General features: G+C 75.3%; 21 protein-coding genes. 8 read left to right on the top strand and 13 right to left on the bottom strand.

Annotated elements, in window-relative coordinates; all coding sequences use genetic code 11:
- Positions 1 to 36 precede the first annotated feature (36 nt).
- From ACJTNH_RS07765 to ACJTNH_RS07780, 4 genes are all read right to left on the bottom strand, one after another.
- The gene (locus ACJTNH_RS07765; RefSeq protein ID WP_458174277.1) at positions 37 to 1,200 is read right to left on the bottom strand and encodes an ABC transporter permease; all 1,164 of its coding nucleotides are present in this window, start codon (positions 1,198 to 1,200) and stop codon (positions 37 to 39) included.
- Positions 1,200 to 2,783: a sugar ABC transporter ATP-binding protein gene (locus tag ACJTNH_RS07770; protein ID WP_458174279.1), complete on the bottom strand. Its 1,584-nt coding sequence runs from the start codon at positions 2,781 to 2,783 to the stop codon at positions 1,200 to 1,202. The genes ACJTNH_RS07765 and ACJTNH_RS07770 overlap by 1 nt, the downstream gene beginning before the upstream one ends.
- Positions 2,784 to 3,054: 271 nt before the next feature.
- Entirely contained in the window at positions 3,055 to 4,272 is a 1,218-nt protein-coding gene (locus ACJTNH_RS07775) for an ROK family transcriptional regulator (RefSeq protein WP_458174281.1), read from the bottom strand.
- A 70-nt stretch (positions 4,273 to 4,342) separates the two neighbouring features.
- Entirely contained in the window at positions 4,343 to 5,311 is a 969-nt protein-coding gene (locus ACJTNH_RS07780; RefSeq protein ID WP_458174283.1) for a serine/threonine dehydratase, read from the bottom strand.
- An 89-nt stretch (positions 5,312 to 5,400) separates the two neighbouring features.
- Between ACJTNH_RS07780 and pnuC the strand changes: the two genes are divergently transcribed.
- The gene (pnuC, locus tag ACJTNH_RS07785) at positions 5,401 to 6,126 is read left to right on the top strand and encodes a nicotinamide riboside transporter PnuC (protein ID WP_458174285.1); all 726 of its coding nucleotides are present in this window, start codon (positions 5,401 to 5,403) and stop codon (positions 6,124 to 6,126) included.
- Positions 6,127 to 6,142: 16 nt separating this feature from the next.
- Here pnuC and ACJTNH_RS07790 read toward each other — a convergent pair whose 3' ends face one another.
- From ACJTNH_RS07790 to ACJTNH_RS07810, 5 genes are read right to left on the bottom strand one after another with little or no spacing between them, the layout of a single operon-like run.
- On the bottom strand, positions 6,143 to 7,108 hold the full coding sequence (locus ACJTNH_RS07790) for a zinc-binding dehydrogenase (RefSeq protein ID WP_458174287.1): 966 nt from the start codon (positions 7,106 to 7,108) through the stop codon (positions 6,143 to 6,145).
- A 3-nt stretch (positions 7,109 to 7,111) separates the two neighbouring features.
- The gene (locus ACJTNH_RS07795; RefSeq protein ID WP_458174289.1) at positions 7,112 to 7,471 is read right to left on the bottom strand and encodes a hypothetical protein; all 360 of its coding nucleotides are present in this window, start codon (positions 7,469 to 7,471) and stop codon (positions 7,112 to 7,114) included.
- Positions 7,468 to 8,433, bottom strand: coding sequence for a DODA-type extradiol aromatic ring-opening family dioxygenase (locus ACJTNH_RS07800; protein WP_458174291.1), 966 nt, complete (start codon positions 8,431 to 8,433; stop codon positions 7,468 to 7,470). Before ACJTNH_RS07800 ends, ACJTNH_RS07795 begins: the two co-directional genes overlap by 4 nt.
- A 49-nt stretch (positions 8,434 to 8,482) precedes the next feature.
- Positions 8,483 to 9,298: a citryl-CoA lyase gene (locus ACJTNH_RS07805; RefSeq protein WP_458174293.1), complete on the bottom strand. Its 816-nt coding sequence runs from the start codon at positions 9,296 to 9,298 to the stop codon at positions 8,483 to 8,485.
- Complete coding sequence (locus ACJTNH_RS07810; protein ID WP_458174295.1) at positions 9,295 to 10,482, bottom strand: CaiB/BaiF CoA transferase family protein; 1,188 nt, start codon at positions 10,480 to 10,482, stop codon at positions 9,295 to 9,297. The genes ACJTNH_RS07805 and ACJTNH_RS07810 overlap by 4 nt, the downstream gene beginning before the upstream one ends.
- Positions 10,483 to 10,707: 225 nt before the next feature.
- On the opposite strand from ACJTNH_RS07810, the gene ACJTNH_RS07815 reads away from it, so the two are divergent.
- Entirely contained in the window at positions 10,708 to 12,210 is a 1,503-nt protein-coding gene (locus ACJTNH_RS07815) for an amidohydrolase family protein (RefSeq protein WP_458174297.1), read from the top strand.
- Positions 12,211 to 12,437: 227 nt separating this feature from the next.
- Positions 12,438 to 13,268, top strand: coding sequence for an IclR family transcriptional regulator domain-containing protein (locus ACJTNH_RS07820; protein ID WP_458174299.1), 831 nt, complete (start codon positions 12,438 to 12,440; stop codon positions 13,266 to 13,268).
- An 18-nt stretch (positions 13,269 to 13,286) separates the two neighbouring features.
- Here the strand turns inward: ACJTNH_RS07820 and ACJTNH_RS07825 are convergent, their stop codons facing one another.
- Together ACJTNH_RS07825 and ACJTNH_RS07830 are read right to left on the bottom strand one after the other, a co-directional pair.
- The gene (locus ACJTNH_RS07825) at positions 13,287 to 13,838 is read right to left on the bottom strand and encodes a thiamine pyrophosphate-dependent enzyme (protein WP_458174301.1); all 552 of its coding nucleotides are present in this window, start codon (positions 13,836 to 13,838) and stop codon (positions 13,287 to 13,289) included.
- Positions 13,769 to 14,980 (bottom strand): thiamine pyrophosphate-binding protein, encoded by a 1,212-nt coding sequence (locus ACJTNH_RS07830; RefSeq protein WP_458174303.1) that lies wholly within the window; start codon positions 14,978 to 14,980, stop codon positions 13,769 to 13,771. Before ACJTNH_RS07830 ends, ACJTNH_RS07825 begins: the two co-directional genes overlap by 70 nt.
- A 93-nt stretch (positions 14,981 to 15,073) precedes the next feature.
- Between ACJTNH_RS07830 and ACJTNH_RS07835 the strand changes: the two genes are divergently transcribed.
- A complete protein-coding gene (locus ACJTNH_RS07835; protein WP_458174305.1) occupies positions 15,074 to 15,565 on the top strand; it encodes an Lrp/AsnC family transcriptional regulator in 492 nt (163 codons plus the stop codon).
- 38 nt (positions 15,566 to 15,603) lie between these two features.
- Positions 15,604 to 16,935 carry a M20 family metallopeptidase gene (locus ACJTNH_RS07840; protein ID WP_458174307.1) on the top strand — a complete coding sequence of 444 codons (1,332 nt, stop codon included), beginning with the start codon at positions 15,604 to 15,606 and terminating at the stop codon, positions 16,933 to 16,935.
- 8 nt (positions 16,936 to 16,943) lie between these two features.
- On the opposite strand, the gene mug is transcribed toward ACJTNH_RS07840, so the two are convergent.
- Positions 16,944 to 17,474, bottom strand: coding sequence for a G/U mismatch-specific DNA glycosylase (gene mug, locus ACJTNH_RS07845; protein WP_458174309.1), 531 nt, complete (start codon positions 17,472 to 17,474; stop codon positions 16,944 to 16,946).
- A 92-nt stretch (positions 17,475 to 17,566) separates the two neighbouring features.
- On the opposite strand from mug, the gene ACJTNH_RS07850 reads away from it, so the two are divergent.
- The 3 genes from ACJTNH_RS07850 (at position 17,567) to ACJTNH_RS07860 (ending at position 21,385) form a co-directional block, all read left to right on the top strand.
- A complete protein-coding gene (locus ACJTNH_RS07850; RefSeq protein WP_458174311.1) occupies positions 17,567 to 19,135 on the top strand; it encodes an AbgT family transporter in 1,569 nt (522 codons plus the stop codon).
- A gap of 79 nt (positions 19,136 to 19,214) precedes the next feature.
- Positions 19,215 to 20,075 (top strand): NAD-dependent epimerase/dehydratase family protein, encoded by an 861-nt coding sequence (locus ACJTNH_RS07855; RefSeq protein WP_458174313.1) that lies wholly within the window; start codon positions 19,215 to 19,217, stop codon positions 20,073 to 20,075.
- A complete protein-coding gene (locus ACJTNH_RS07860) occupies positions 20,072 to 21,385 on the top strand; it encodes a glucose-6-phosphate dehydrogenase (protein ID WP_458174315.1) in 1,314 nt (437 codons plus the stop codon). Before ACJTNH_RS07855 ends, ACJTNH_RS07860 begins: the two co-directional genes overlap by 4 nt.
- 68 nt (positions 21,386 to 21,453) lie before the next feature.
- Here ACJTNH_RS07860 and ACJTNH_RS07865 read toward each other — a convergent pair whose 3' ends face one another.
- Entirely contained in the window at positions 21,454 to 21,678 is a 225-nt protein-coding gene (locus ACJTNH_RS07865) for a hypothetical protein (RefSeq protein WP_458174317.1), read from the bottom strand.
- Positions 21,679 to 21,842: the final 164 nt, after the last annotated feature.

The raw sequence follows: 21,842 nt of genomic DNA on the forward strand, positions 1-21,842 counted from the left end.
GCAGGCTCAGGTCGGAGGGGCTCAGGTCGGAGGGGCTCAGCTCGGGGGGCGGCCGCCGGAGTCACCGGGGCGGGCGCCGGCGGGGCCGCCGGGGGTGGCCGACCCGCCGGACAGCGCGCCGGCCGGGGTGCCGGTGGTCGCGGCCCCGCCGCGGGCCCTCCTGCGCGGACGACCCGCGCCACCGGCGGCCAGCCGCTGCTGCAGCAGGACGGCGAGCACGATGATCACGCCCCGGGCGACGGCCTGCGCCGAGCTGGACAGGTTGTTCAGCGTGAACACGTTGCCGAGCGTGGTGAAGATGAGCACGCCCAGGACGGTGCCGACGATGGTGCCGCGGCCACCGATCAGCAGCGTCCCGCCGATGACCACGGCGGCGATCGCGTCCAGCTCCAGCAGCGTGCCGTGGGTGGAGCTGCCGGTCGTCGTCCGGGCCATCAGCATCACCGCGGCGATGCCGCAGGTGACCCCGGACAGCACGTACAGCCAGACGGTGTGCCGCTGCACCCGGATGCCGGCCAACCGGGCGGCCTCGGCGTTGCCGCCGACGGCGAAGGTGCGGCGGCCGAAGGTGGTGCGGTTGAGCAGCACCCAGCCGGCCGCGGCGACCAGGGCGAAGATGATCACCAGGGTGGGGATGCCGAGGACGTCGCCGCCGAAGAACTCGATGAACGCGCGGTCCTGGACGATCTGGGTGCGCCGGTTGGCGATGATCTCCGCCAGGCCCCGGGCCGCGGCGAGCATCGCCAGGGTCGCGATGAAGGCGACGAGCTTGCCGTAGGCGATGACGATCCCGTTGACCAGCCCGGCCCCGGCGCCCACCGCGATCGCGGTGAACACCATGACGATCCAGTGGAAGTCCGCCGCCATCTGCTGGGTGGCCAGGGTGGTCGCCCAGACCGAGGAGAGCGCGACCAGCGCACCCACCGACAGGTCGATGCCGCCGCCGATGATCACGAAGGTCATCCCGACGCTGACCACGCCGACGACGGCGGCCAGCCGCAGGATCGTCAGCACGTTGTCGACGTCGACGAAGCGGCCGGGCGCGGTGATCGCGCCGACGACGCACAGCACCAGCAGGGCCACGACCAGCCCGAGGTTGCGGCCCAGCGGGCCGGCCAGCAGGCCCGGGCCCCGGCCGCCCCCGCCGGGAGCCCCGGTCGTGCTGCCCGCCGGCGGTGTCGCAGTGGTGGTCTCGCTCATCACGCCACGTCCCCTTCGCGTGCGGCGCCGTCGGTGGCGGCCGCTCCCTCCATGACCAGGTCGAGCACCCGGTGCTCGTCGAGCTCGTCTGCGCGGCCGCGGGCGACGACGGCCCCGTCGGCCACCACCAGCACCTGGTCGGCCAGGCCGAGCACCTCCGGGATCTCGCTGGAGACGACCAGCACGGCGACGCCGCGGTCGGCCAGCGCCCGGATCAGCGCGTAGATCTCCGAGCGGGCCCCGACGTCGACTCCCCGGGTGGGCTCGTCGAGCAGCAGCACCGTGCAGTCGCGCAGCAACCAGCGGGCCAGCACGACCTTCTGCTGGTTGCCGCCGGACAGCGTCCGGACCTCGCGGTCGACGTCCACGGGGCGCAGGTCGAGCGCCTCGGCCTGCTCCCGGGCGGCCTGCTTCTCCGCTCCCCCGGACAGCACGCCGCCGCGGGCGAACCGGGCCAGGCTGGCGAGGGTGATGTTGCGGTAGATCGGCTCACCCAGCAGCAGGCCCTGGCTCTTGCGCTCCTCGGGCGCCAGCCCGACGCCCGCGCCGACGGCCGCCGCGACGTCCCCGGACCGCAGGGTGCGGCCGGCGATGCGCACCGTGCCGGTGGTGGCACGGCGGGCTCCGTAGACCGTCTCCAGGATCTCCGACCGGCCCGAGCCGACGAGCCCGGCGAGGCCGAGCACCTCCCCCGGCCGCACGGCGAAGGAGACGTCGTGGAACCGGCCGGCCAGCGACAGGCCGTGCACCTCGAGCACCGGCTCGGCGTCCTCGCCGGGGGCCTCCCGACGGGGCGGGAAGACGTACTCGATCGTCCGGCCGGTCATCAGCGTGATGACCTCGCCGGTGGAGGTCTCCCGCGCCGGGAGCCCGGTGGCCACCGTCCGGCCGTCCTTGAGCACGGTGATCCGGTCGCCGACCTCGCGGATCTCCTCCAGCCGGTGGGAGATGTAGACGACCGCGACGCCGTCGGCGGTGAGGTCGCGGACGACCTGGAAGAGGTGGTCGACCTCCTCGCCGTCCAGGACGGCGGAGGGCTCGTCCATCACGATCAGGCGGGCGTCCTGGGACAGCGCCCGGGCCATGCTGACCATCTGCTGGGCCGCCGCCGACAGCGAGCCGACCTCCGCGGTGGGCCGGATCTCCGGGTGGCCGAGCCGGGCGAGCAGCTCACCGGCGGCCCGGTTGGCCGCCGCGGGCCGGGTGATGCCGAGGCGGGAGCGCTCCCGGCCGAGGAACACGTTGTCGGCGACGGTGAGGCCGGCGACCAGGTCGAGCTCCTGGTAGATCGTGGCGATGCCCCGGGACATCGCCGCCTGCGGGTCGCCCAGGGTGATCGGCTCGCCCGCCCAGCGGATCTCGCCCTCGTCGGGCTGGTGCGCGCCGGCGAGGACCTTGATCAGGGTGGACTTGCCGGCGCCGTTCTGGCCGAGCAGGCAGTGCACCTCGCCGGCGCGGACGTCGAGGTCGACGCCGTCCAGGGCGCGGACGCCGGGGAACTGCTTGACGATGCCGCGCATCTCCAGCAAGGGCGTCGACAGCAGCGGCGGTCCGCCGGACGGCGACGCGACGGACGTGCTCACGCGCGCTCTCCGCGGTCGGTACCGGGTGCGCCGGACATCGGGACCATCTCCAGACTTTTGCTCAACACTGAACAGAAGTACGTTGCGGGCAGACCATATGACCGCGCTCACAGAAGGGTCAAGGAGCTCGCACGGCGTTACCGAACCGCAATCAGCGGGCGCGGTGAGGCCGGCCGCCCGGGGCCGGCGGGCCGGCACTGCGCGGGCAGGGGCCGGTGCCGCCCGGCGGCAGGCCGTCGTGCGTGGGGGCCGGGGGCGGTCTGCTCGGGGGTCAGCCGGTGGGTGAGGTGCCGCGCACCGCGGCGCGGGCCGGGCCGGGCTCGTCGGCGGGCAGCAGCCGGGTGACCGACTCCTCGTCCAGGAAGCCCTCGATCGCCATCAGCGCCGCACCGAGCCGGCCGGACAGGTCGGGCGCGTCGCTGACCGTGATGTCCAGCGCCCGGGCGGCCAGCGGCAGCGAGCGGCCGTAGACGGCCTCGCGGATGCCGGCCAGCAGCGGGGCGCCGGCCTGCGCCACCCCGCCGGTCATCACGATGCGGTGCGGGTTGAAGAAGTTGACCAGGCTGGCCAGCACCGTGCCGATGGTCCGGCCGGCGTCACGGACCAGCTCCAGGGTGGGCCCGTCACCCCGCGCCGCCAGCTCCAGCAGCTCGCGGGTCGTGCCGACCGGCAGCCCGGCGGCCTGGGCGTCGCGCAGCAGCGCACCGCCCCCCGCGATCGCCTCCAGGCAGTTCTCGTTGCCGCACCGGCAGACCACCGGCCGGCCACCGGGCGGCGGCACCGAGATGTGCCCGATGTCGCCGGCGCTGCCCTGCGCCCCGCGGTACACCCGGCCGTCGACGACGATCCCGCAGCCGATGCCGGTGCCCACCTTCACGACCAGCACGTCCTCGACCGAGCCGGCCACGCCCATCTCGCCCAGCGCCATCACGTTGACGTCGTTGTCGGCGTAGACCGGGCAGTCGTAGCGGGCGAAGGCGCTGGGGATCGGGAAGTCGTGCCAGCCGGGCATGATCGGCGGGTGCACCGGCCGCCCGGTCGAGAACTCCACCGGGCCGGGCACGCCCACGCCCACGGCGCAGACGTCGGCCGGGGTGCGACCGGCCTCGGCCAGCACCAGCTGGGCCAGCCGGTCGACCTCGGCGAGCACCGGGCCCGGGCCCTCCGCGATGTCGATCGGGTGCCCGACCGTGGCCAGCACCTGCGCGGACAGGTCGGTGACCGCCACGTCGACGCTGGTGACGCCCAGGTCGACGGCGAGCACGCAGCCGGCGCGCGCGTTGAACTGCAGCAGGGTGGGTGGCCGCCCGCCGGTGCTCCAGCCGCGCCCGCCCTCCTCGAGCAGGCCGGCGGCGATCAGCTGGTCGACGCGCGCGCTGACCGTGTTCCGCGAGGCCCCGGTGAGCGCCACCAGCTCTGCCCGGCTGTGCGCCCGGCCGGTGCGCACGTGGTGCAGCAGCGCGCTGGCCGAGGCAGAGGGGTGGACCACGCCGCCATGGTGGCACGCGCGCCGGTGACCGGCGGCACACGCGGCGTGCGGACCGGCCGGGAGGAGCGGCTCAGCCGGTGAGGTCGGCCGGGTCGGCGTTGGCGCCGCAGACGACCACGCCGACCCGCTCCCCCGCCGCCGGTGCGTACGCCCCGGCCAGCAGCCCCGCCAGCGCCGTCGCGCCACCGGGCTCGGCGGCGACGTGCAGCTCCTGCCAGAGCAGCCGGCGTGCGGCCCGGACGGCGTCCTCGTCGACCAGCACCGCCTGCACGCCGGTGGCCACCGCGGTGCTGAACCCGTGGCCACCGACCCGGCGGGCTCCCAGCGCGTCCGAGGCCAGCCCGCCGACCTCGACGTCCACCGGCCGGCCGGCGGCCAGCGCGGCGGACATCGCCGCGGTGCCGTGCGTCTCCACCGAGACGACCCGGGCGGCGTCGCCGTACCAGGCGGCGATGCCGCCGATCAGCCCACCACCGCCGGTGGCGACCAGCACGGTGTCCAGGCCCGGCGCCTGCTCGTCCAGCTCCGCGGCGACGGTGCCCTGCCCGGCGACGACGTCCCGGTCGTCGTAGGCGTGCACCGCCAGCGCGCCGGGTGCCTGCGAGCGCTCCCGGCTGGCGGCGGCCGCCTCGGCGTAGGAGGAACCGGCGAGCACCGCCGTCGCGCCCAGCGCGCGGATGCCGGCGACCTTGACCGCCGGCGCCGTCTCGGGCACGTAGACCTCGGCCGGGAGCCCGAGCTGCCGGGCGGCGTGCGCCACCGCCAGGCCGTGGTTGCCCCCGGAGGCGGTCACCACCAGGTCGGGCAGCCGAGGCGCGGCCAGCAGCCGGTTGAGCGCACCGCGGGCCTTGAACGATCCGGTGTGCTGCAGGAACTCCAGCTTGAGCACCACCGGCACCGGCCCACCGGGCAGCGGCACCGACCACTCCAGGGTCGGCGTCCGCCGCACCCGGCCGGCGATCCGGTGGCCGGCCGCCGCCACCTCCTCGCGGGTGACCGGCGCCGGCAGCGCCCCGTCCTGGTCCTCCTGTGCCGTCACCCGGCCGAGGTTAAGCGCGCGCAAGCGCACGGGGAGAGCCGAGGTCGAGCGCGCGCGAGCGCGCGGGAAGAAGAGCGGGGCCGGCCGGCTTGTGGCTCCCGGACGTGACCGGTGGCCGCACCGGCCCTGACCAGCGGGAGGACCGGATGGGCTGGCTGCTCGACGCGCACGTGCACGTCCTGGGCGCGGACGTCCTGTGGCGGGAGGTCATCGGCAACGGGATCGGCCTGGCCAGCGCGGTGCTCGGCATGAGCCGGCGGACGGCGGCCTGGCCGGTGGGGATGATCGCCAACGTCCTGCTGTTCACCGTCTTCCTCGGCGGGGTGTTCGCCACGCCGCAGGACACCGACCTCTACGGGCAGGCCGGCCGCCAGGTGCTGTTCTTCACCGTCAGCGCCTACGGCTGGTGGCGCTGGCACCGCAACCGGGGCACCGAGGCGGTGGCGGTCAGCCCCCGCTGGGCCACCGGCCGGGAACGGCTGACCCTCGCGCTGGCCACCGCGGCCGGGGTGCTGGTGGCCTGGTGGGCGCTGACCCGGCTGGGCAGCTTCGGGCCGCTGGCCGACGCCTGGATCTTCGTGGGCAGCATGCTGGCCACCTACGGCATGGCCCGCGGCTACCTGGAGTTCTGGCTGGTCTGGGTGGCGGTGGACGCGGTCGGGGTGCCCCTGCTGCTGCGCGCCGGCTACTACCCCTCGGCGCTGCTCTACCTCGTCTACGGCGCCTTCTGCGTGTGGGGCTTCCTGACCTGGCTGCGGGTGCACCGGTCGGCGGTGCGCGGCCCCGCCGACCCGTCACTGGAGGCGGTCGGCTGAGCCCGGTCGGCCGACCTCAGGGCACCAGGACCTGCCGGCGGCCACCGCCGGCGGTCGCCGCCCACGCCGCGCCGATCTCGGCCAGCGGCAGCACCTCGGCATCGACCGAGACCGCGCCGGCGGCAGCGTGCCGCAGGACGTCGGTCAACGCCGCGGCCCGCTGGTCGGGCGTCAGCGCGTTGTTGGTGTACCCGAGCACGTCGATGCTGCGGCTGCGCAGCACCGCGGAGGAGAACTCGGCGGCGTCCCCGGCGGCGCCGCCCAGGTTGACCAGCCGCCCGCCGTAGCCCAGAGCACGTGCGGCCGCCGTCGCGACCGGCCCGAACACCGGGTCCAGGACGACGTCGACCGGGCCACCGGCGGCCGCGGCGATCGCGGCGGTCAGTGCGTCGCCGTCCGGGCCGCTCACCACCACCTCGTCGGCGCCCGCCCGGCGGGCGCGCTCGGCGGCCGCCGCCGAGCGGCAGACCCCGACGACCCGCGCGGCGCCCAGCACCCGGGCCGTCCCCAGCCCGGCCTGGCCGACCGCACCGCCGGCGCCGAGCACGACGACCCGCTCACCCGCCTGCAGGCGCGCCCGCCAGGCGAGCGACATCCACGCCGCGACCGCCGAGAGCCCCAGCGCCGCCACCGCGGTGTCCGGCAGTTCCGCGGTCACCGGGACGGCGTCGTCGTCGGTCACCGCACAGCGCTCGGCCAGGCCGCCGTCCCCGGCCGCCATCCCGGCCGACGTGGCGAACCAGACCCGGGTGCCGGCGGCGAGCCGCCCCGAGGACTCGACCACCCCCACCCCCTGGACGCCGGGGACGTAGGGCACCGCGGGCCGGCCGAAGTAGGACGTGCCCGAGGCGCAGAGCAGGTCCAGGGGCACCACCGGGGCGGCGGTGACCCGCACCAGCGTGCGGCCCGGAGGGGCCGCCGGGTCGGGGTGGTCGGTGTACCGCGGCGGCTCGCCGGGGGCGGTCAGGACGGCGGCGTGCACGGCTCAGGTCGCGATGTCGGGGTAGGGCATGGCGATGTGCGCCATCGCCCTGCCGTAGGCCTTCTGGTATTCCAGCGGCCCGTGGTCGCGTTCGAACATCGCGATGAACAGGGTGAGCGTCAGGAACGGGTGGGCGCCGAGCTGGAACAGGGCGACGTGGTCGTGCGCGACGAGCGCGGCGCGCTCGTCCTCGGTGAAGGCCAGCCAGGTGGTCTTCTCGTCGAGGGTGCAGTTGAGCAGCTGGTTCGCCACCTCCGCCTCCCACCAGGTGACCGTGCCGGCCGGGTCGTCGCGGTAGCGCTCGACCAGTCCGGGGTCGCGGTCGACGGTGTAGAGGAACTTGTCCAGCAGGTACTTGCTCACGCCGGCACCCCCGCCCCTGTCGTCACGGCCCCGGTCGTCCCGGCGTCCGTCGTCGTGGCCTCCGTCGCCGTGGCCTCCGTCGTCGTAGCCCCGGCCCGTGGCGCCGGCGTCCCGTTGGGGTACCAGGTGAAGTAGGCCTCCATGGTGTGGAAGAGGTCGAGGGTGTCGACGTGGTCGGCCTTCGCCCCCTCGCCGGCGGCGCCCATCATGAGCATGAAGTCCATGAACCCGTGGGTGGCGTTGCCCGGGGTGTGCAGGCTGTCCAGGGTGACCTCGGCGAGACAGCCCTCGATGTCACCGCTGGCGATCCACTCGACGGCCTTGCGGTCGAACTCGGGGTCGGGCCCGTGCTCGCCGAACTGGCGCGGGCCGCCCAGCTCCAGCGACAGGTGCCCGGTGCCGATGATCGCCACCCGCAGGTTGCTCTCCCACGACTCGACCATCTCCCGCAGCGCCTTGCCCAGCTGCACGAACCGCTTCGGCTGCGGCATCGGCGGGGCGAAGATGTTCGTGTAGACCGGCACGATCGGCAGGTCGGCCTGGGGTCGCAGCGTGATGATCGGGCAGGTGATGCTGTGGTCGATCCGCAGCTCGTTGCTGAACGCCAGGTCGAAGTCCCGGTCCAGGCCGTCGCGCAGGATGTGCGCGGCCAGGTCCTCCTGACCGCGCAGGGTCATCCGCGGCAGCCCGAACTCGCGCTCCTCGTTGTAGAAGTTGGCGTCGAAGAACGGCGCCTTGCCCACCAGGAACTGCGGCATGTTGTCCAGCCACAGCTGGTGGAAGTGGTCGCTGCCGACCATCACCAGCACGTCGGGCTCGGCCCGGGTGAGCGTCTCCCGGAACGCCTCGATCTTGGCCACCCACTCGTCGGCGAACGGCGGCCGGTCGGCGCCGGTGGCGGTGCTGGCGCGGTAGTAGAAGGGGTGGTGGGTGGACGCGATCACCGCGGCCAGTTCAGCCATGACGGTCTCCGTTGAGGTCAGGGGCCTGGGAGTGGGCGGGACGTTCGGGTCAGGGGCGTTCGAGGTCGGCCACGTAGGGGTCGGGGTCGACGGACCTGTTGTTCAGGTCGACCGAGAGGAAGACGTCGTTGGCCACCGGGTGCCGCAGCTCCTCGGCCAGCTGCCCGATGAGACCGGCGGTGCGGGCCAGCAGCGCGAAGCCGCGCAGCAGCTCCAGCGGCAGGCCGATGTCGGCGAGCGCGGCGCCGCAGACGCCGGCGCCGTTGAGCGGCAGCGTCTTGCCGAGCACCGTGGGGTGCACCCGGCCGATCGCGGCGAACAGCGACAGGTGCGGGCCGAACAGCTGCTCCTCGGCGGCGATCTGGAACAGCCGCGGGGTGCGCGGGTCGCCGTCCTTGTGCACGTGGTGGCCCAGCCCGGGCACGAAGCGGCGGGCGGCGCGCTGGGCGGTGACCGTCTCCAGCGCGAGGGCGTCCCAGCCGGCGTCGTCGGTGGGCAGCGCGCCGTCGACCCCGGTCAGCACGTCATGGAGGAACCGGCCGCAGTCCTCGGTGACGCCGAGGAACCGCGAGCCGCCACCGAGCAGACCGGCGGCCAGCGCCCCCTGCACCGAGTCCGGTGCCGAGAGATGGGTCAGCCGGGTGACGATGGCGGTCGGGGTGAAGCCGTGGTCGGCCAGCGCGGCCAGCACCGCCTCGAACACCCGGGTCTCCCCCGGGGTGGGACGGCGTTGGGTGGCCAGCCAGAAGGCGAGCTCGCCGAAGCCGACGCTGCCCATCACGTCGCGGGCCAGGTCGGTGCCGAGCAGGGTGATCGAGTCGCGGCTGGAGGCGCCCAGCGCAGTGGGGTAGTCCGGGGTGGTCACGACTGCTCCTCGGTGGTCAGCCAGCGGCGCAGCTCGGCGCCGTGCTCGTCCAGGCCCGGCGGCGGCAGCCGGTAGTCGGCCGGGGTCGCGGAGAAGGTGATCGGGTGCCGCACGGACGGAACACCGGCCGCGCCCTCCCCCACCGTGACGACCGGGTCCAGGCCGATCGACTCGGCGAAGGCGACCCCCTGGTCGACGGTGTTGATCGGCCCGCAGGGCACGCCCGCGGCGATGATCGCGTCGAACCACTCCCGCTTGGACCGGGTGCGCAGCCGCTCGACCAGCAGGGGGCGCAGTTGGTCGCGGTTGGCCGTGCGGTCCTCGTTCCGGGCGAAGCGCGGGTCGTCGGCGAGCTCGGGCACCCCGAGCACCTCGACCAGCTTGCGGAACTGCCCGTTGTTGCCGGCGGTGACGATCAGGTCGCCGTCGGCGCACTCCAGCGGTTCGTAGGGGAAGAGGCTCGGGTGGCTGTTGCCCATCCGGAACGGGACGACGCCGCCGGCCACGAAGGCGCTGGCGTGGTTGACCAGCCCGGACAGGGCGGAGGACAGCAGGTTGACCTCGACGTGCTGGCCCCGGCCGGTCTCGTGCCGCAGGTTCAGCGCCGACAGCACGCCGATGGTGGCGTGCAGTCCGGCCATCACGTCGAACACCGAGATCCCGGCGCGGTAGGGCTCGCCGTCCGGGTGGCCGGTGAGGCTCATCAGCCCGGAGATGGCCTGCACGATGAGGTCGTAGCCCGGCAGCTCCGCGCCACCGGGCTGGGCACCGAAGCCGGTGATCGAGGCGTAGACCACCCGCGGGTTCGTGGCGCTCACCGTCTCGTAGTCCAGGCCGAAGCGGGCCAGCCCGCCGGTCCTGAAGTTCTCGATCACCACGTCAGCGCGCCGGGCGAGCTCCTGGGCCACCGCGGCGTCCCCGGCGTCCTTGAGGTCCAGGGCGATGGACCGCTTGTTCCGGTTCACGCCCAGGTAGTAGGTGGCCACGTCGCCGCGCACCGGCGGCTGCCAGCTGCGGGTGTCGTCCCCGGCCGGGCCCTCGACCTTGACCACCTCGGCGCCCATGTCGGCGAGCAGCATGGTGGCGTAGGGGCCGGCCAGGACCCGGGAGAAGTCGGCCACCAGCAGGCCGGCGAGCGGCCCCCGGCCCGGTCGTGCACCGGGGAGCGCTGAGTGATCGGTCATCAGGTGCGGCACCTCGTGCGAGTTGAGCGCCGTCAAGCGGACGGGCGTCCGGTGGTGGCACGCAGTCTCGACACCTCGTCCGACGGCTGTCAACCACTCGCGACCTCGCATGCGAACGCCTTGACATGTGGTCGCCGTCACCCCCAGAGTGACCGGCGTCGCTTGGGCTGACCGCTATGCGGACGATCGTCCGCCACAGCTCCGGGCGCGCCTCAGGAGGAGACGATGTCCCACCCCGACAACGGTGTCGCGGGGCAGGAGCCCGGCCGGCCCGTGGTCCTGCGCAACGGCACGGTCCTGACCATGGACGACGCCCGCACCGTCCTCCCCGAGGCCGACGTGCTGGTCGTCGACGGTCGGGTCGCCGCGGTGGGGCCGGCGCTTGAGGTGCCACCGGGCACCCGGGAGATCGACGCCTCGGGCGGCATCGTCATGCCCGGCATGGTCGACACCCACCGGCACATGTGGCAGACCGCGATGCGCGGCTACGGCGCCGACTGGACGCTCACCCAGTACTTCGTCTGGTACTACCTCGAGCACGGGAAGGCCTTCCGCCCCGAGGACGTGCACGCCGGCAACCTGCTCTCGGCGTGGGACGCCCTCGAGGCCGGGGTCACCACCACCGTCGACTGGTCGCACGGGCTGCAGACCGTCGACCACGCCGAGGCCGCCGCCGACGCGCTGCTCGCCGTCCCCGGCCGGTTCGTGCTGGCCTACGGCAACATCCAGGCCGGCCCCTGGGAGTGGGCCACCGACCCGGCCGTGCAGGCCTTCCTGACCCGCCGCCGCGACGAGGGCCGGCTGGGGCTGCAGCTGGCCTTCGACGTCACCGGTGACCCGGCGTTCCCGGAGAGGCCCGCCTTCGAGGCCGCGCGCGAGCTGGGCCTGCCGGTGACCACGCACGCCGGCGTCTGGGGGGCGACCAACGACGATGGCATCCGGCTGATGCACGAGCACGGCTTCATGACGCCCGAGACGGTGTACGTGCACGCCGCCACGCTGACCACCGACTCCTACCACCGGATCGCCGCCACCGGTGGCTCGATCTCGGTGTCGACGGAGTCCGAGCAGAGCGCCGGGCAGGGCTACCCACCCACCTGGCAGGTGCGCCGGCACGGCATCCCCGTCTCCCTGTCGATGGACACCAGCGTCTGGTGGAGCAGCGACCTGTTCTCCGCCATGCGCACCACGCTGGGGGCCGACCGGTCCCGGGAGCACCTGGAGGCCCACACCAAGGGCGAGACGGTCACCCAGGTGCACCTGCGCGCCGAGCAGGTCGTCGACTGGGCCACCCGCGGTGGCGCGCGGGCACTGGGCCGGGACGACCTGGGCAGCCTCGAGCCGGGCAAGCAGGGCGACGTGGTGCTGATCAAGAACGACCGCTCTCCGGTCTCGTTCCCGCTGCTCAACCCCTACGGGCACGTGGCCTTCCAGGCCCAGCGCGGCGACGTGCACACCGTGCTGGTCGGTGGCCGGGTGGTGAAGCACGAGCACCAGCTGGTCGGCGCCGACCTGGCCGCGGTGCGGCGCACCGTCGACGCCACGGTGGAACACCTGCAGTCGACACTGGGCCCGGAGGCCTGGGCCGCCGGGATGGACCCCGAGCTGCCCGACGACGACCTGCTCGACAACCCGTACACCTACACCGAGTACAGGTCGCACGCCACGCACGGGGCGCGCGGCAACGTGTTCGGGGAGCCCTCGGACCAGACGCATCGCGCACACTGAGGCCCGGGGGGGGGGGGGGGGGGGGGGGGGGGGGGGGGGGGGCGGGGGGGGGGGCGGGGGGGGGGGGGGGGCGGGGGGGGGGGGGGGGGGGGGGGGGGGGGGCGGCCGGTGCGGGGTGCGGCCGCCCCCCCCCCCCACCCCCCCCCCCCCCCCCCCCCCCCCCCCCCCCCCCCCCCCCCCCCCCCCCCCCCCCCCCCCCACCGCGGGACACACAGGGAGGACCGACAGTGGCAGGTCGCGGCACCGGACCGGACTTCGTGGAGGCACTGGCCCGCGGGCTGGACGTGCTGGCCTGCTTCGACGCCGGGCACCCGGTGATGACGTTGAGCGACGTGGCCACCGCCGCGGGCCTGGCCCGGCCGACCGCCCGCCGGCTGCTGCTCACCCTGGAGGAGCTGGGCTTCGTCCGCTCCACCGCGGCCGGGTTCCAGCTGACGCCGAAGGTGCTCTCGCTCGGGATGGCCTACGTCGGGTCGCTGGGGCTCTGGGAGATCGCCCGCCCGCACCTGGCGGCCCTCGTCGCCCGGACCGGCGAGTCCTCCTCGATGGCCCAGCTGGACGGCTCCGACATCGTCTACGTCGCCCGGGTGGCGGTGCCCAAGCTGATCGCGCTGCGCGTCGAGATCGGCACCCGCTTCCCCGCCGTGCAGACCTCCCAGGGCAAGGTGCTGCTCGCCGCGCTCTCCCCCGCCGAGCTGGCGGCCACCCTGGAGCAGCCCAGCCGGGCCGGGCTGCCGGCCTACATCGGCCGGTCGGCCGAGCAGCTGTCCACCGAGCTCACCGAGGTGCGGGCGCGCGGCTGGGCGCTGGCCGACGAGGAGCTGGCGCCCGGCGTCCGCTCGGTCGCCGTGCCGGTCCGGGACGGCGCCGGGGTGGTGCGCGCGGCGATGAACGTGACCGTGCACGCCGCCGAGACCTCCGTCGACCGGCTGCTCACCGAGCACCTGCCGCTGCTGCTGCGCACCGCCGGCGACGTCAGCGCCGAGTGGGCGCTGTGGCAGAGCCGGCCGCACGTCGAGGTCGCCCCCCGCCCGGCCGACGGCACCGCCACCGCCTGACCGGTCACGAGCCCCGGCTCAGCCGCGGGCGGCGGTGGCCCGGTCGGCGAGCACCCGCAGCAGCGGCGGGACGTCGTCTCGGCCCAGCCGCGCGTGCACGAACACCAGCTCGTCGCGGTGCTCGGTGGCCTCGGCCAGCGCCGCGCCGAGCTCGTCGGTCGTGGCTGCCGAGCGGTACGAGCTCCGGCCGCCGGTGAGGCCGGAGACGACCGCCTGCCAGTCCCAGGCGGGCACGTCGTTGTAGGCGGCGTCCGGGCTCTGCAGCGCGCGCTCGATGGTGTAGCCGCGGTTGTCCAGCAACACGACCACCGGCGCGAGGCCGGCCGCGGCGATGGTGCCCAGCTCCTGGACGGTCATCTGCGCGGCGCCGTCGCCGATGAGCAGCACCGGACGGCGCCCGGGGTCGGCCAGGCCCTGGCCGAGCAGCGCGGGCAGCGCGTAGCCGATGGAGTTCCAGATCGGCTGGCCGCCCCAGACGGTGTCGGTGGGCAGCCGCAGGCTCAGCGCACCCCAGAACGCGGTGCCGGTGTCGGCCAGCAGCGCGGTGTGCGGCGGCAGCCAGGCCTGCACGACCTGCCAGAACGAGCGCTGGGTGAGCGCGCCGGCCCCGGCCGGGTCGTCGGTCCAGCCGCGCGCCGGGACGCCGGGCGCGACGGGCTCCCACGACGAGCCGGCGACCGCCCGCCGAGCGCGCCGAGGGCGTCGGGGAAGAGCACGTCGCCCAGCCGCTCGGCGCCCAGGGTGACCTCGGTGGCGTGCAGGGCGACCGTCCGCTCGTCGGGCCGGCGGGCGGTGCCGAAGCCGGTGAGCTCGGCGGTGAGCACCGTGCCGACGTGCAGCACCACGTCGGCCCGGTCGACCAGCGCGGTGGTCGCGGGGTCGAGCATGTCCCCGCAGCTGTCCCCGGCGAACGGCGCGTCGGTGCCGACCACCCCGCGGGCGGAGATCTGGGTGACCACCGGGATGCCCGAGCGCCGGCAGATCCGGGCCAGCTCCGCGCCGAGGCCGAACCGGTCCACCAGGTGACCGGCGACCACGACCGGACGGCGGGCCTCGGCCAGCAGCTCCCGGACCAGCCGCTCGAACCGGCACACGGCCGCGGCGTCGGAGTGCGCGCGCAGCGGCACCTCCAGCGGGGTGGCGTCGACCCGGGCGGTGGCGAGGTCCTGCGGGACGCTGAGGTAGGCGGGCCTGCGGTGGGTCATCGCCGCCAGCACGACCGCGTCGATCTGCTCGGCGGCCCGGTGCCGGGTGAGCACCTCGGTGCGCACGCTGACCTCGGCCGCGGCGCGGGCGAAGTGGCCGAAGTCGCCGTCGGCCAGCGTGTGGTGCACCAGCGCACCCGCGGCCACGCTCGTCGTCCGGGGCGAGCCGACCACGTGCAGCACCGGCACGTCCTCGGCGGCGCTGCCGGCCACGGCGTTGAGGGCGCTGAGCTCGCCGACCCCGTAGGTGGTCACCAGCACACCCAGGCCCCGGCGGCGGGCGTAGGCGTCGGCGGCGTAGCCGGCGCCCAGCTCGTTGGCCGAGCCGACCCAGCCGAGCCCCTCGACGGTGGCCAGCCCGTCGAGCAGGTCGAGGTTGAAGTCGCCGGGGACGCCGAACAGGTGCTCCACCCCGGCCTGGCGCAGCCGGCGGCCCAGGTACTCGGCGACGGAGACGGTGCTGGTCGACCGGTCGGTCACGGCGGGCAGAACGTCGACGACGGACATGGCCGTGAGCATGATCGGACTGCGAGGATGCGCAAGGAACGGGCGACACGTTGAGCGATCTGCCCAGCGAGCCGACGACCGGGAGGGCGACCAGTGAGCAGAGTGCCTGGCCTCGACGGCACCGACGCGCGGATCCTGCTGGCCCTGGACGACGACCCGCAGGCCTCGGTCATGGCCCTGGCCACCAGGCTCGGGCTCGCCCGCAACACCGTGCACGCCCGGCTGCGGCGGCTGGAGGACAGCGGCGCGCTCGGCGCGCACAGCCGGCGGGTCGACCCGGCCGCCCTGGGCCGGGGGCTGCTCGCCTTCATCACGCTGTCGATCAGCCAGAGCGAGGGCGACCGGGCCGGCGAGGAGCTGGCCCGGATCCCGGAGGTGGTCGAGATCCTGGCGGTCACCGGCGACGGCGACCTGCTGGCCCGGGTGGTCGCCCGCGACACCGCCGACCTCTACCGGGTCACCGAGCTGATCCTGCAGGCCCCCGGCGTGGTGCGGGCCAGCACCTCGATCGCGTTGCTCGAGGTGCAGCCGATGCGGATCGCCCCGCTGCTCGAGCAGCACGCCGCCGACCCCCGCCCGGCCTGAGAGCTGCGCGGCCGGCCGGGCAGCGGTAGACACGACCCGTGACCGAGGCCCCCCAGACACCCGTCCCCGCGGACACCGCCCACCTCGACCAGCTGCGCGCGGCCACCGAACGCGCGGCCGCAGCGGCCGAGCCGCTCCGCTCCGCGCACGCGGGCGCCCCGGCGGAGCTGCTGGACCGCACCGAGCAGGCGATCGAGGCGATCGGGCCGGAGCTGCTGGCGCTGAGCCACGACCTGCACGCCCACCCGGAGGAGGGCTACGCCGAGCACCGCTCGGCGCAGGCCGTCGCCGACCTGCTGGGCCGGCACGGTGTCCAGGCCGAGGTGGGGGTGCACGGGCTGCCGACGGCGCTGCGCGCGCGCACCGGCAGCGGCGGGCCCACCGTCGCCGTGCTCGCCGAGTACGACGCGTTGCCGGGCATCGGGCACGGCTGCGGGCACAACATCATCTGCTCCACCGCGGTCGGGGCGTTCCTCGGCCTGCACGCCACGCTCGCCGCCGGTGACCTGCCCGGCACCGTGCTGCTGCTGGGCACCCCGGCCGAGGAGGGCGGTGGCGGCAAGGAGGTGATGGCCCGCGACGGCGCCTTCGACGGCGTCGACGCGGTGGTGATGCTGCACCCGTTCTCCTACGACTCGGCCGTGCAGCCGTTCCTCGGCCGCCGGCAGCTGCGGGCGAGGTTCACCGGCATCGCCGCGCACGCCTCCGCCCAGCCGTTCATGGGCCGCAACGCCCTGGACGCGGTCGTCGCCGGGTACCAGGGCGTGGCCATGCTCCGCCAGCACGTCCCGGACACCGACCGCGTGCACGGGGTGATCACCGACGGCGGGCAGCGGCCCAACGTCGTCCCGGAGACCGCGGAGGCGCTGTACTACGTGCGCTCGGCGAGCCCGGAGACGCTGGCCGACCTGAGCCGCCGGATGGAGGCGGTGATGGCCGGCGCCGCGGCGATGACCGGCTGCGGGGTCGAGCTGTCCTGGGACGAGCTGCCGGCCTACCTGCCGATCCGGGCCAACCTGGAGCTGGCCGCCCGCTGGACGAAGGCCCAGGCCCGGCGCGGGCGCACCGCGCTGCCGCCCGGGGTCACCCCGGCGTCGCTGGCCGGTTCGACCGACCTGGGCAACGTCAGCGTCCGGGTGCCCTCGATCCACCCCATGATCGCCATCGCCGGGCCGGACACCTCGATGCACACCACCGAGTTCGCCGCCGCGGCGGCCTCCTCCGCCGGCGACGCCGCCGTGCTGGACGGCGCGGTGGGGCTGGCGCTGACCGCGCTGGACGTGCTCGCCGACCCGGCGGTGCTGGCTGCGGCACGGGAGGAGTTCGAGGCCGCCGGCGGCGTGCTGGACGTGGCGGCCACCCTGGGCTGACCGCCGCCTCAGCCCGGGCGCAGCTGGCGGTAGAGCCGGGCGAGGTCGGGCAGCTGGTGGTGGGCGTTCAGCCCGCTGGGGTTGGGCGCCACCCAGGTGGTCACCCCGCCGATCCGCTCCGGCTGTTCCCCCAGCGTGGCTCCCGGCCGGCCGAAGGCGGCACGCCAGGCGGTCACCCCGAGGACGGCGAGCCGCCGCGGCCGGTACCGGGCCACCAGCTCCGCCAGTGCCTGTGCGCCCTCGCGCAGCTCCGCCGGCGTCAGCTCGGCCGCCGTCCGGGTGGGCCGGTCGACCATGTTGGTCACGCCCAGGCCGGAGTCGAGCAGCTGCAGGTCCTCGTCGGGGGTCAGCAGCCGCGGCGTGAGCCCGGCCAGGTGGAGAGCCGGCCAGAACCGGTTGCCCGGGCGGGCGAAGTGGTGGCCGCGCTCGGCCGAGATCGGCGAGGGGTTGATCCCGCAGAACAGCACGTCCAGGCCGGGTGCGATGACGTCCCGCAGCGGCTTGCCCGCTCTGCCCGCCTGCTGGTCGTGCTCGCTCACGCCGTCCAGTCTGGGCCAGCCGGTGCGCCGGCGGCGTGGGGCCGGTAGACATCTCGCACTGACCGCGGTCCGACCCCTCAGGAGCTGCCCCGATGGCCACACCGGGCACCACCACCCGCACCGACCGGCTGCTCGGCGGCATCGAGCGGGTCGGCAACAAGATCCCCGAGCCGTTCGTGCTGTTCGTCGGCCTGTTCACCGTGCTCGCGGTGGTCTCCACCGGCATGGCGCTGGCCGGCGTGCAGGCGCAGATCGAGGGCACCGAGGAGCCCACCGTCGTCCGCGGGTTCTTCACCGTCGAGGGGCTGCGCTGGTTCGCGACCACCCTGGTCGACAACTTCGTCGGCTTCCCGCCGCTGGGCACCGTCGTGGTCATCCTGCTGGCCGTCGGGATCGCGCAGAGCAGCGGGCTGCTGTCCACGCTGATCAAGAAGTCCTTCGCCGGGGCGCCGTCCTGGGCGCTGCCCTACGCGGTCGCGCTGGTCGGCACCATCGGCAGCGTCATGGCCGACTCGGTGATGATCGTGCTGCCACCGCTGGCCGCGATGGTGTTCGCCGCGGCGGGCCGGCACCCGGTCGCCGGCCTGCTCGGCGCCTTCGCCGCCGCCGGGGCCGGTTACTCGACGTCCATGGTGGTGACCAGCCTGGACGCGCTGTTCGCCGGGATCACCTCCGCGGTCACCGGGTCGCTGCCCGACCCCGGCACCCCGGTCACCCCGGTGTCCAACTGGTACTTCAACATCGCCAGCTCGCTGGTGCTCACCGTGGTCTGCGGGCTGCTGATCACCAAGGTGCTCGAGCCCCGGCTGGCGCGGCTGGACGTGCCGCGGCACCAGACCGAGAGCGAGGACGGCGACACCCTCGGCGCCGTGGAGGACGTCGACGACCTGACCATCGACGCCACCGCCCGGCGCGGCCTGCGGCTGGCCGGGCTCGCCGCGCTGGTCACCGCGGTCGCCCTGGCGCTGCTGACCGTGCTCCCGGGCGCCCCGCTGCGCAACGAGACCGGCGGCTACCTGCCGGAGTCACCGTTGCTCGACTCGGTCGTGTTCATCGTGGTCGCGATGCTCGCCGTCCCCGGGCTGGTCTACGGCTTCACCACCGGCACCTTCAGCTCGGTCAAGGACGTGCCGCGGGCGATGGCCGACGCGGTCAAGGACATGAGCTCGTTCATCGTGCTGGCCTTCGTGCTGGGCCAGTTCATCGCGCTGTTCAACTGGTCCGGCGTGGGCACCTGGCTGGCCGTCACCGGGGCGAGCGCGCTGTCCTCGCTGGACTTCACCGGGTTCGGCGCGGTGCTGGCGTTCATCCTGCTCTGCTCGCTGCTGAACCTGTTCATCGTCTCCGGGTCGTCGATGTGGACGATCATGGGCGCGGTCTTCGTGCCGCTGTTCGCCCTGCTCGGCTACGAGCCCGGCTTCACCCAGGCCGCCTTCCGGATCGGTGACTCCGCCACGCAGATCCTCACCCCGCTCAACCCCTACCTGGTCATCGTGCTGGCGATGCTCCGGCGCTACGAGCCCCGCGCCGGCTTCGGCACGCTGATCTCCCGGTTCCTGCCGTTCACGATCTGCTTCTGGCTGGCCTGGGCCGTCGTGCTGACCGTCTGGTTCTACGCCGGCCTGCCCTTCGGCCCGGGGCAGTACGCCCGGCTGGAGTGATCCGCGTCCTCCGGGGTGCGGTCCGGCCGGGCGCGGGCAACGCTGTCCCGGGCACACCGGACGACGACCAGGAGGAACGATGGCGCGCGCAGCGGTCACCGGCACGAGCGGCAAGCTGGGCAGGGCGGTGGTCACCCACCTGGTGGAGCACGGCTGGGACGTGCTGGCGCTGGACCGGGTGCCCAGCCCCCGGTCCGACGTGGAGTCCGCGGTGGTCGACCTGACCGACGCCGGCCAGGCGATCGAGGCCCTCGGCGGCTTCGACGAGCACCGCGCGCCGATCGACGCGCTGGTGCACCTGGCCGCCGTCCCCGCGCCCGGGCTGATGCCGAACGCGGCCACCTTCGCCAACAACGTCACCGCCTCCTACAACGTCTGCTCGGCGGCGCTGCGGGCCGGCGTCCGCAAGATCGTCTGGGCCTCCAGCGAGACGGTGCTGGGCCTGCCCTTCGACGAGGACCCGCCCTACGTACCGGTCGACGAGGAGTACACCCCCCGGCCGACGACCACCTACTCGCTGGTCAAGACGCTGGAGGAGGAGATGGCCCGCCAGCTGTGCCGGTGGCACCCCGACCTGTCGATGACCGGCCTGCGGTTCAGCAACGTCATGTACCCCGAGGACTACGCCGCCTTCCCCGGCTACGACGCCGACCCGGCGCTGCGCCGGTGGAACCTGTGGGGCTACATCGACGCCCGGGACGGCGCCCAGGCGGTGCGCCGCGGTCTGGAGCACACCGAGCCCGGCGCCGACGTGTTCATCGTCGCCAACGCCGACACGGTGTCGGCCCGGCCCACGGCCGAGCTGCTGGCCGGCCAGTTCCCCGACGTCCCGGTGCGGCGCGAGCTCGGTGCGCACGAGACCCTGCTGTCGATCGACAAGGCCCGCCGGGTGCTGGGGTTCGAGCCCGCCCACTCGTGGCGGGACGAGCCGCGCGGGTGATCGACCGGCTGCTGCTGCTCGGCGCGACCGGCGACCTCGCCGGCCGCTTCCTGCTCCCGGCGCTGGCCGAGCTGACCGCCACCGGCCGGCTGCCCACGGGCCTGCAGCTGGTGGGCGCGGCCGAGCAGGAGTGGGACGACGCCCGGTTCGCCGACCACGTCGCCGCCCGGCTGGACGAGCACGCCGGCGACGTGCCGGACGCCGCCCGCCGGGCACTGGTCGCGGGGGTCCGCTACCGCCGGGTCGACCTGGACGACACGGCCTCCGTCGGCGCGGCGGTGGGGGCCTTCGCCGGCGCCGCGCCGGTCGCGGCGTACCTGGCGCTGCCGCCGGTGCTGTTCCCCGCCGCCGTGCGCGCCCTGGGGGCCGCAGGCCTCGCGCCGGGCAGCCGGATCGCGGTGGAGAAGCCGTTCGGCCGCGACCTGGCGAGCGCCCGGTCGCTCAACGCGCTGCTGGCCGAGGCGACCGGGGGCCGGGAGCAGGCGGCGTTCCGGGTCGACCACTTCCTCGGCATGCCGGCGGTGGCCGGCCTGCTGGGGCTGCGCGGGCCGGGCGGTGCGCTGGAGACGCTGTGGAACGGCAGGCACGTCGCGCAGGTCGACGTGGTCTGGGAGGAGACCCTGGACGCCGGCGGCCGGGCCGGGTTCTACGACCGGACCGGCGCGCTGCGCGACGTGCTGCAGAACCACCTGGTCCAGGTGCTCACCCTGCTGGCGATGGAGCTGCCCGCGACACCGGGCGAGGACGACCTGCACCGGGCGCGGCTGGCGCTGCTGCGGTCGGTGCGGGCACCGGCGCCGACGGCCACCCGCCGCGCCCGGTACACCGCCGGCCCGGGCGGGCCCGCCTACGCCGACGCCGACGGCGTCGACCCGGCCCGGGGCACCGAGACCCTGGCCGAGCTCGCGCTCACCGTCGACACGCCCCGCTGGGCCGGCACCCGGTTCGTGCTGCGCACCGGCAAGGCCCTGGCGGCCGACCGCAAGCGGGTGGCGCTGCACCTGCGCTCGGCCGCACCCGCGGAGTGCCCACCCGGTGTCGAGCGGGCCGGCGACACCTGGCTGGAGATCCGGCTGGACGGCGCGCAGCAGGCCGCCGAAGGGGTCGAGGTGCACGCCCCCGGCGAGCGGACGGCCTACGCCGCGGTGCTCGGCGACGTGCTGTCCGGCGGCAGCCGCACGGCGGTCAGCGCGGCCGAGGCCGAGGAGGCGTGGCGGTTCACCGACCCGGTCTCGCGGGCCTGGGCCGCCGGTGAGGTGCCCCTGCTGGAGTACCCCGCCGGCTCGGACGGCCCACCCGCGGGTCGCTGACCGAGGGCCCTCCGGGCGGCGCCGGGAAGCCGGTCGGCGGGACCTCACCCCACCGGCGGGGGCCGCGGTCAGCTCCAGGGCGACCGGCCCTGCCGTTCCCGTCGTCCGGCGTCCAGCCGGGAGAGGGTGCGGACCCCGCGGGCGACGTCCGTGGCCAGCTGGAGCAGGCCCTCGACCACGACGTCCACCCAGGTGTCGGTCCGTGGCCGGGCCGGTCGGGGCGCCCGCCGGTCGCCCCGCCCCAAGGCGCGGAAGACCAGCACCAGCAGGCACAGGAAGGCGAACAGCTCCACCGGGCTCTCCCGTCGGCAGGCCGGCGACCCCGGACGAGGCGCCGTCCCCAGCGTCTCCGGGCCGCCCGCCGCCGCCCAGTGGCAGGGACGACAGCGACCGCCGGGTCCCTGCCAACGAGCTGCCGGCCTGGGCCGGTCCCGCGTCGCCCGGACCGCGTGGTCGA

It is taken from the genome of Modestobacter lacusdianchii (assembly GCF_054177765.1).

What these genes read in the sequence shown, in the direction of transcription:
- ACJTNH_RS07855 (WP_458174313.1), top strand. Translation starts at nt 19,215, where the DNA reads ATGGCGCGCGCAGCGGTCACCGGCACGAGCGGCAAGCTGGGCAGGGCG.
- ACJTNH_RS07815 (WP_458174297.1), top strand. Translation starts at nt 10,708, where the DNA reads ATGTCCCACCCCGACAACGGTGTCGCGGGGCAGGAGCCCGGCCGGCCC.
- ACJTNH_RS07850 (WP_458174311.1), top strand. Translation starts at nt 17,567, where the DNA reads ATGGCCACACCGGGCACCACCACCCGCACCGACCGGCTGCTCGGCGGC.
- ACJTNH_RS07800 (WP_458174291.1), bottom strand. Translation starts at nt 8,433, where the DNA reads ATGGCTGAACTGGCCGCGGTGATCGCGTCCACCCACCACCCCTTCTAC.
- ACJTNH_RS07830 (WP_458174303.1), bottom strand. Translation starts at nt 14,980, where the DNA reads ATGTCCGTCGTCGACGTTCTGCCCGCCGTGACCGACCGGTCGACCAGC.
- ACJTNH_RS07810 (WP_458174295.1), bottom strand. Translation starts at nt 10,482, where the DNA reads ATGACCGATCACTCAGCGCTCCCCGGTGCACGACCGGGCCGGGGGCCG.
- ACJTNH_RS07765 (WP_458174277.1), bottom strand. Translation starts at nt 1,200, where the DNA reads ATGAGCGAGACCACCACTGCGACACCGCCGGCGGGCAGCACGACCGGG.